At 68.4% G+C, this 8,296-nt stretch carries 8 protein-coding genes, 1 other RNA gene and 1 pseudogene; 7 read left to right on the top strand and 3 right to left on the bottom strand.

Annotated features, from left to right (window positions below; translation table 11 throughout):
- Nucleotides 1–267 precede the first annotated feature (267 nt).
- Nucleotides 268–361: signal recognition particle sRNA small type (gene ffs / locus RT567_RS10730), an RNA gene on the bottom strand.
- A 71-nt stretch (nt 362–432) separates the two neighbouring features.
- Here ffs and nudC point away from each other — a divergent pair.
- Nucleotides 433–1,356, top strand: a complete 924-nt coding sequence (gene nudC, locus RT567_RS10725) for an NAD(+) diphosphatase (RefSeq protein WP_313576370.1) — start codon at nt 433–435, stop codon at nt 1,354–1,356.
- Between the two features lie 30 nt (nt 1,357–1,386).
- Here the strand turns inward: nudC and RT567_RS10720 are convergent, their stop codons facing one another.
- Nucleotides 1,387–2,001 (bottom strand): malonic semialdehyde reductase, encoded by a 615-nt coding sequence (locus tag RT567_RS10720; RefSeq protein ID WP_313576369.1) that lies wholly within the window; start codon nt 1,999–2,001, stop codon nt 1,387–1,389.
- Nucleotides 2,002–2,177: 176 nt separating this feature from the next.
- Between RT567_RS10720 and RT567_RS10715 the strand changes: the two genes are divergently transcribed.
- Nucleotides 2,178–2,507, top strand: a complete 330-nt coding sequence (locus RT567_RS10715) for a YbaB/EbfC family nucleoid-associated protein (protein WP_292085502.1) — start codon at nt 2,178–2,180, stop codon at nt 2,505–2,507.
- On the top strand, nt 2,507–3,124 hold the full coding sequence (recR, locus tag RT567_RS10710) for a recombination mediator RecR (protein WP_313576368.1): 618 nt from the start codon (nt 2,507–2,509) through the stop codon (nt 3,122–3,124). The genes RT567_RS10715 and recR overlap by 1 nt, the downstream gene beginning before the upstream one ends.
- Here the strand turns inward: recR and RT567_RS10705 are convergent.
- Nucleotides 3,121–4,308: a YihY/virulence factor BrkB family protein gene (locus RT567_RS10705; protein WP_313576371.1), complete on the bottom strand. Its 1,188-nt coding sequence runs from the start codon at nt 4,306–4,308 to the stop codon at nt 3,121–3,123. The genes recR and RT567_RS10705 overlap by 4 nt on opposite strands.
- A 159-nt stretch (nt 4,309–4,467) precedes the next feature.
- Between RT567_RS10705 and prmC the strand changes: the two genes are divergently transcribed.
- The 4 genes and pseudogenes from prmC to RT567_RS10685 form a co-directional block, all read left to right on the top strand.
- Nucleotides 4,468–5,376: a peptide chain release factor N(5)-glutamine methyltransferase gene (gene prmC, locus RT567_RS10700; protein WP_313576367.1), complete on the top strand. Its 909-nt coding sequence runs from the start codon at nt 4,468–4,470 to the stop codon at nt 5,374–5,376.
- Nucleotides 5,377–5,653: 277 nt separating this feature from the next.
- The gene (locus RT567_RS10695; protein WP_313576366.1) at nt 5,654–6,568 is read left to right on the top strand and encodes a DUF4167 domain-containing protein; all 915 of its coding nucleotides are present in this window, start codon (nt 5,654–5,656) and stop codon (nt 6,566–6,568) included.
- An 82-nt stretch (nt 6,569–6,650) separates the two neighbouring features.
- A complete protein-coding gene (locus tag RT567_RS10690; RefSeq protein ID WP_313576365.1) occupies nt 6,651–8,009 on the top strand; it encodes a hybrid sensor histidine kinase/response regulator in 1,359 nt (452 codons plus the stop codon).
- Nucleotides 8,010–8,113: 104 nt separating this feature from the next.
- Nucleotides 8,114–8,296: pseudogene (locus tag RT567_RS10685) on the top strand (hypothetical protein); the annotation flags it as partial.

The raw sequence follows: 8,296 nt of genomic DNA, 5'->3' as shown, positions 1-8,296 counted from the left end.
GGCGGGCGCCGCCGCCGGGGCTTCCTTCTTTCTGAAGACGCCGCCGAGAATCTTGCCGAGTATGCTCATTCGCCTGCTCCTGATCGTGGGGATCGAAGCCCTTTCAGCGAATGAGGCGCGACCCGGTTCCGTGAAGCTTGCACGACGGGGCCCATACGCGCTCAAGCAGCGAGGCTCTGCGAGCTGAGCGATAGCGCACAAATAAAGCGCACAAACGCGCTCAAGCAGTCGATCACCGCGTGATCGACGATAGCGCACTAAATAAAGGAAAGTAGAGACCGCGACCCGAAGGGGAATTCGTTGTGGCTGCTGCCTTCCGGCCCTGACCAGGTTGGCGAAGCCTTCGCCCGCGATCTCCGAGAGGGGATATGACGGCGGACGCCGCGGGAATCAAGCCCTCCCCTGCACGCGTCGTCGAGGCTATGAAGCGTCATGCCCTATCGCAACGTCTTTTCCGGTAATCCGCTCGACCGCTCCGGCGACCTTCGCAACGACGCCGCCTGGCTGGCCGAGCAAGAAGCCAATCCCGAAGCCCTGGCCATGATCCTGTGGGAAGGCCGCCCCTTGGTCGAAACCCATGAGGGGGCCGAGCGGCTGGTCTGGCTGTCGCTGGGCCATGCGCGCGATCTGGCGCGCGACCGCGACATCTTCCTGGGCCTGTGGAAGGGCGCGCCGGTCTTCGCCGCCGAGTTCGAAGGCTCCATCGACCCGACCAGCGGGCCGGCCGGAGGGCTGGGCCGCTTCGTCGAGATGCGCGAAGCGGCGATCGTCCTGCCCGAGGCCGACGCCGGCATCGCCGCCACGGCCAAGAGCCTGTTCGACTGGCGCCGCCGCCACGGCTTCTGCGCCGCCTGCGGCAAGGCGACGGATCAGGCGTCCGGCGGGTGGAAGCGCGTCTGTCCGGCCTGCGGGAACGAGCATTTCCCGCGCGTTGATCCGGTCGTCATCATGCTGCCGGTCTATAAGGGCGGCGCCGAACTGCGCTGCCTGCTGGGCCGTCAGGCCGCCTGGCCCGCCGGCCGCATGTCGGCGCTGGCCGGCTTCATGGAGCCGGGCGAAGCGATCGAGGAGGCCTGCGCCCGCGAGGTGATGGAGGAGGCGGGGCTGACCGTGTCGGACGTGGCCTATCACTCCAGCCAGCCCTGGCCCTTCCCGGCCCAGTTGATGATCGGCCTGATCGCCGAGGTCACGACGGATGAGGCCGCCCCGGATCAGACCGAACTGGAAGCCGTCGCCTGGCTGACGCGCAGCGAAGCACGCGCCGTGCTGGACGAGACGCACCCGACCATCCACGCCCCGCCGCCCTACGCCATCGCGCGACGGCTGCTGGAAAGCTGGGCGCGGGACGAGGGCTAGGCCCTCGGGGCAAGCCCGAGGGCGCCGACCTTACAGAATCTGCGCCGCTTCCTCGAAGTCGAGGCGAGGCGAGCGCGGGAACAGGTTCTCGTCCGTGCCGTAGCCCAGGTTCATGATGAAGTTCGGCTCGACATTGCTGTCGGGGAAGAACTCGGCCTTCACGCCCGCCGCGTCAAAGCCCGACATCGGACCCACGTCCAGACCCAGCGCCCGCGCGGCGATGGTCAGATAGCCGCCCTGCAGGGAGGCGTTGCGGAAGGCGGCTTCACGACGGCCCGCTTCTTCCGGGAACCAGTCGCGGGCGCCCGGCGCATGCGGGAACAGCTTGGGCAGGGTCTCGTGGAAGTCGACGTCCTGGGCGATGATCAGATTGACCGGCGCGGCCAGGGTCTTGGCGCGGTTGCCTTCGGCCATGTGCGTCGACAGCCGGGCCTTGGCCTCGGGCGAGGTGACGAAGACGAAGCGGGCCGGGGTCATGTTGACCGCCGTCGGACCGAACTTGGTCAGGTCGTAGAGCTTGCGGATCAGGTCTTCGGACACGGGCCGGTCGCTCCAGCCGTTGCGCGTGCGCGCCTCGGTGAACAACTGGGCCAGAACCGGATCGGAGACCGGGGTGTCGCGAGACGGAAGGGCGTCAAAAGCCATCAGGGCTTCTCCAGAAAACTGATTGGTAACTTCAAGTGTGGCTAATTAAGTTTCCACCTCGCCGCCGTCAAGGGGATTGGCCACATTTGTTGTGACGAATGCTGAAGCGGCAGGCCGGGCAGGGCTTTCTTCGCCGGGGTCTGGAGCCGCGCGGCGCTTCGCCTTATCTAGAGGCCATGAAAGACCTTAACGCCCTGATGCAACAGGCCCAGGCCATGCAGCAAAAGCTGCAGGACGCCCAGGCGAAAATGGCCGAAACCACCGCCGAGGGCACCTCGGGCGGCGGCCTTGTCTCCATCGCCCTGAAAGGCCCCGGCGAGATCACCTCGGTGAAGATCGACGACAGCCTGATGACCCCCGGCGAGGGCGAGATTCTGGCCGACCTGATCGTCGCCGCCCACGCCGACGCCAAGCGCAAGCTGGATGAGGTCAACAACGCCCTGATGCGCGAGGCCGCCGGCCCCATGGCCGGGATGAACATCCCGGGAATGCCGAAACTCTTCTGATGGCCGCCTCCGCCGGGCCGGAAATCGAACGGCTCATCAGCCTGCTGGCCAAGCTGCCGGGCATGGGCCCGCGCTCGGCCCGGCGTGCGGCGCTGGCCTTGCTGAAGCGGCGCGAGCAACTGCTGGTCCCGCTGGCGGCGTCTCTGGCCGAGACGGCCGACAAGGTCGTCAACTGCTCGGTTTGCGGCTCGCCCGACACGCGCGATCCCTGCTCGGTCTGCGCCGATCACGGCCGCGACAACACCCTGATCTGCGTGGTCGAGGAGGCCGGCGCTTTGTGGGCTATGGAGCGCTCGGGCGCCTTTCGCGGCAAGTATCACGTCCTGGGCGGCCTGCTGTCGGCGCTAGACGGCGTCGGCCCCGAACAGCTGCGCATCGCCGAACTGATCGGCCGCGTCAAAGGCGGCGAGATGGGCGGCGGGGAGGCGAGGGAGGTCGTCCTGGCTCTGCCCGCCACCGTCGACGGCCAGACCACGGCTCACTATCTGGCCGAGCGCCTGTCGGCGGCAGGGGTTCAGGTCACGTCGCTGGCGCGCGGCGTGCCTGTCGGCGGCGAGCTGGACTGGCTGGACGACGGCACCATCATCCAGGCCTTGCGGGCGCGACGGCCCGCTTAGGGCCTTCGCCTGATCCGCCGCCGCATCACGCGGTCGCCCAGCGCCTCGGCATATTTCAAGGTGAAGGCCAGGGCGGCGGGGTTGCCGCGCCGAGGGCCAACCGAATCGGCCATCACCGCCCCACGCTCGCCGATCGGCAGGGGCGCGCCCGTGGTGGTGTCCAGCGCGGTCTGGTGCTCGATCTCGGCGTTCAGACGGGCGCCCATCAGGATCACCTGCACCGAGAACCAGGTCCACAGCAGGAAACCCATGGCCGCCGCCAGCGGGCCGTAGGAATCGGTGCGCACGAAGGTGGTCAGGAACCAGCTGAACAGGAAGGACACCAGCAGGCTCAGGCCGGCGGCGAATAGCGCGCCCGGCGTCAGCCAGCGCCAGCGCGCCCGCGCCCGGCTCGGTCCCAGCCGATAGATCAAGGCCAGCGCCCCGACATAGCCGAAAAACAGAAGCGGCCAACGCAGCGGCGCCAGATAGGCCCACTCGTCCTCCAGGCCGAACACCGCCAGCACCACGGGCACGCCGACCACCAGGGCCGAACTCAGCATCACCGCCGCCATGGCCGAGACGGTGAAGCCCATGCAGACGAGGTTGTAGACCACGATATTGCGCCGTTCGACCTCGTGATAGGCGAGGTTCAGCCCGTAGAAGAGGGTCTTGATCCCCCCATTGGCCGCCCACAGCGTCAGCAGCAGAGTCCAGATCAGGGTGAAGGTCAGCTGGCCGGTGGAATTGCCCGCCAGTCGCGTCATCTCCGTCCCCAGGAATTGGGCCACGTTCGCCGGCAGCACCTCATAGAGGAAGCTGAGCTGCCCCCAGGCGTCGGCCGGATCGGCGAACAGGCCGTAGATGGTGACGAAGGCGCCCAGCGTCGGGAACAGGGCCAGGAGCAGGAAGAAGGTCACGCCCCCGGCCACGAAGCCGACGCGGTCGCCGAAATAACCCATGACCGTGCGCCACAGGATGTCGACCCAGCCCTTATGCGGAATTTGCAGCGGGCGCTGGGCCAGACGGCCGCGACCGGGCTCCTTGGCGTCATAGTCCTCGGGCGTGGGATCGCGCGGGGGCAGGGGCTCGGGCCGCTCGGGCCGTAACTCCAGGCCGAAGCGGTGGCCCTGGGTATAAAGCAGGTGCGCCGCTGTCGCGCCCGTCGCCAGCCCGCCCGCGGCGGCGGCCAGATAGCGCAACACCCCGCCTGCCGCGCCGTGTGATCTTCGCGCAGCGCCACGTTTCCCGGCGCGCGAGGCGCGATGACTGGACTGTGGTTTCATCCCCATTCGCTCTTCAACGGCCACGCTAGCCGGCCGTTCCGTCTTGAAATCATCCGTCGCAGACCCCAATCACCCGGAATGTCCGATCAGAACACCCCACCGACTCTGCTGACCGCCTGGAAAGGCGCCCAGGCGCGCCTGAAGGCCGCCGGCATCGACAGCCCCTCCATCGACGCGCGCCTGATGCTTGAGGCGGCGACGGGCGCGGGTCGTGTTGATATCCTGAACGACCCCTACCGCGCGCTCAGCCCCGAGCAAACCCTGGCGCTGGACGCTATGGTGGATCGCCGCCTGCGCCGCGAGCCGGTGTCGCGCATCCTGGGCCGCAAGGGCTTCTGGAAGATCATGCTGAACGTCACGCCTGACGTGCTCAGCCCGCGCCCGGACACCGAGACGGTGGTGGATGTCATCGTCCGCGCCTTCCCGGCGAACACCGCCTTCGACATGGCCGACCTGGGCACGGGTTCGGGCGCGATCCTGCTGGCGGCGCTGGCCGAGCGGCGCGGCGCGCGCGGCGTCGGCACCGACATCTCGACCGAGGCTATCGCCGTGGCGCGCGAGAACGCGGCCAATCTGGATCTGAACCACCGCTGCACCTTCATGCGCACCGACTGGGCGGCAGGCTTCGCCGACGACAGCTTCGATCTGGTGGTGTCCAACCCGCCCTACATCCCCAGCGGCGACATCGCCGGTCTGGATCCCGAGGTGCGCGAGCATGACCCGCACCTGGCCCTGGACGGCGGCCCGGACGGCCTGCAGCCCTATCGCGACCTGGCGCCCGAGATCGCCCGCATCCTGCGTCCTGAAGGCGTCTTCGCCGTCGAAATCGGCTGGGACCAGGGCGAGGCGGTCAAGGCCCTGTTCGAGGCGGCGGGCTTCACCGACGTCAAGGTTGTGAAGGATCTGTCCGACCGCGACCGCGTCGTCACCAACGGCCCGGACCCGCGCGTGGGCCCGATCCCAGAGGCTGAAGCGCCGCTGCAATAAAAACCCTTGGAAAGCGTCTCTCTGCGCGCTAAGTCCGTGTTGTTCCCCATTCAAACGCATCCTTTTCGGGCAGGTTCGCTCGTTTAAGCGCGTCTGGGTTCAGTGATGGCCACGCCCCTAAAACGGACGCGGCGGACCACGGGGGACGCACGGTTTTCCGAACAGCTCGCACCGGGGATTGGCCCCGAACGAACGGAACGACGAACAGGGCCCCGCCCGTCTTTTTCGACGGCGGCCCGCACCAGCACGGTAAGCTCCGATGAGAGATTTCAAGGGCATGAAGCGTCAACGCGGACGCAACCGTAAGCCCGGCGGCGGTAATAACGCCAACGCGACCAATCCGAACCGTTCGTGGGATTCGCAAGGCCCCGAGAACATCAAGGTCCGGGGCAACGCCCAGACCGTCTATGAACGCTATATGCAGCTGGCGCGCGACGCCGCGGCCGCCGGCGATCGCGTTCTGGCCGAGAACTACACCCAGCACGCCGAACACTACTTCCGCGTCCTGCGCGCGCTTCAGCCGCAGCGGTCGGTCAGCGAGATCGCCCAGCGCGAACAGGCGGGCCAGGGCTTCGACATCGACTTCGAGGACGAATCCGGCGCTCAGGCGGCGGCCATCATCGCCGCGGCCCAGGCCGAGCAGCAGAAGGCCGAGGACGAAGCTCGCCGCCAGGCTGAACGCGCTGAGCGCGAAGCCAACCGCGATCGTGAACCGCGTGAAGCTCGCGAACCCCGTGAGCCGCGCGAGCCCCGTGAAAACGGTGACGCCGACAACCGCGAAGGCGGTCGCCGCGAAACTCGCCGCGAGCGCTGGGAGCGCCGTCGTGATGAGCGCAACCGCCGTTTCGAGAACGGCGAATCCGACAATGCGGCCGATGACGACGCCGGCCGGGATGACGGCCAACCTTTCGAAGCAGCTTCTGAGGTTTCGGCTGACGAGCTTCCGCATGAGGCGCCGGTCGTTGACGCTGGAGCCGAGGCCGAAGCGCCGGCCGCCAAGGCGCCCCGCGCCCCGCGCCGTCCTCGCGCCGCTGCGGCCAAGGATGAATCGACCAGCGACGATGCGGCTGCCCTGCCGGGCTTCCTGACCCGTCCGACGTCGATCGAGGAAACGGCGTCGGACGACGAGACGCCGGCCCCGCGCACCCGCCGTCCGCGTCGCAAGGCTGAGACGGTTGCCGACGACGAATAAGGCGATCGCACAACCCTCACGGGTGCGTTCACTTTAATACAACTATTCATACGTTACTCTCGATCTATCGGGAGGACGTGTGATGGAATTCGTTCTACTGGCGATCGCCCTCGGACTGGCGGCAGGCGTCGCGGGAGTCAGGCTGTCGATCGGCGCCCATGGGCGTATCCGAGCGGTGCAGCGGCTGCATGACCGTCAAGCCGCCGCCGCCCAGCGGCGTATCGCCGACCTCGAAGGCGCCGCTTGCGACGTCGAGGCGCGTCTGTTGCGCGTCCAGGCGATCGAGGCGGCCGGACGTCGCACCCATACGGCCCTGTTCGCCGCGTTCAGCCGCGAGATGCGCGGGCCGCTCGACGCCATATCGGGCTTCGCCGACTTGCTGCGGATCAATGCGGTCAATGAGCCGCTCAGTCGTCGCCAGAGCCAGGCCGTCGATCAGATTCACGATGGCGCGGCTCGCCTGCATACTCTGGTCGAAGGGCTGACCGCCTTTACGGACGCCTCGGGCGTCGGGGCCGCGCGCGAGCGTCTGGACCCTCTGCTGGTCGCCCGGCGCATCTGCCAGTCTCTGACCGGCCAGGCTGAAGCGGCGGAGGTCGATCTGCGTCCGCCTCCGTTTCAGGCCGGGCTGACCGTCCAGGTCGAGGCCCGCGCCCTGGATCAGGTGATGACCCGCCTGATCCGCAACGCCGTGCAGCACAATCGGCCGGGCGGGACAGTCGTGATCGAAGGGCGCCGCGTCGCCCAGGAGGTCTGGATCACCGTGCGCGACACCGGGCCGGGCTTGTCCCCTGGCCGGATCGAGACCCTGTTCGATCCCTTCGCGCGGCGTGGACGGGCCGCCTCTTCCGACGATGGCGCGGGCGTCGGCCTGGCGGCGGCGCGCCGTCTGGCGACCGCCATGGACGGTGATCTGACGGTCGAGAGCCAGGAAGGCGAGGGCGCGGCCTTCATCCTGCGCCTGCCGGCTTCGCCCCAATCCGAGCCGCAGGCCGCGCTTCACGTCGCCTTGCCGCTGCCGCGTCTGCCGAACGCCGTCCTGCTCTATATCGCCGAGGACGCGGCTGCGGTCGCCCTCATGCGCCATCTTCTTCAGGGGCTGGGGTCGATCCAGCTCCACGTCGCGGCGACGGCGCAGGAGGGGGCGGATCTGGCGCGCGATCTGCAGCCCGACGCCGTCATCCTCGATCTCGATCTGCACGGCGGGCAGGGCCTGGCGGTCAAGGCCGCCCTGGCGCAGGAGCCGCTGACCTGCGATTTGCCCGTCATGGCCCTGTCGGCGGCGATCGCCCCGGACGAGGTGCGACGCGCCCAGGCGGCGGGCTTCGCCGAATACCTGATCAAACCGATCGGGCTGGCTGATCTGACGGCGGGTTTGTCGCGTCTTCTCGCGCCGCCTGACGCCCCTTCGCGGACCGTGCCGAAGACGGCGCAGGCCTGACGACTTCACGCGGTCGCGACGACGGACGGGGTTGACGCCGCGCCTCATGGCGGCTTCCTAAAGAGAAACGGGGCTTTCGATCCTCGTTGCTTGAGAAGATCGATATGCCGCGTACGCCGAACCGACCTTTCCGGCTCGCTTTCCAGCCCCTGTTCAAGACCTTGGTCGGCCCGGCTCTGGCCTCGGCGGCCCTGGCCGCCTGCCCCACGACGCCGCCGCCCCCGCCGCCTCCGCCGCCGATGGCGGTTCCAGCTGCGCCCGAGGCGCCGATCGGGGCCGTTCTAGAC

The organism is Brevundimonas sp. (assembly GCF_032107865.1).
Taxonomy (GTDB): Bacteria; Pseudomonadota; Alphaproteobacteria; order Caulobacterales; family Caulobacteraceae; genus Brevundimonas.
Note: the sequence above shows the minus strand (reverse complement) of the source record. Positions and strands in the feature narration are given on the sequence as shown.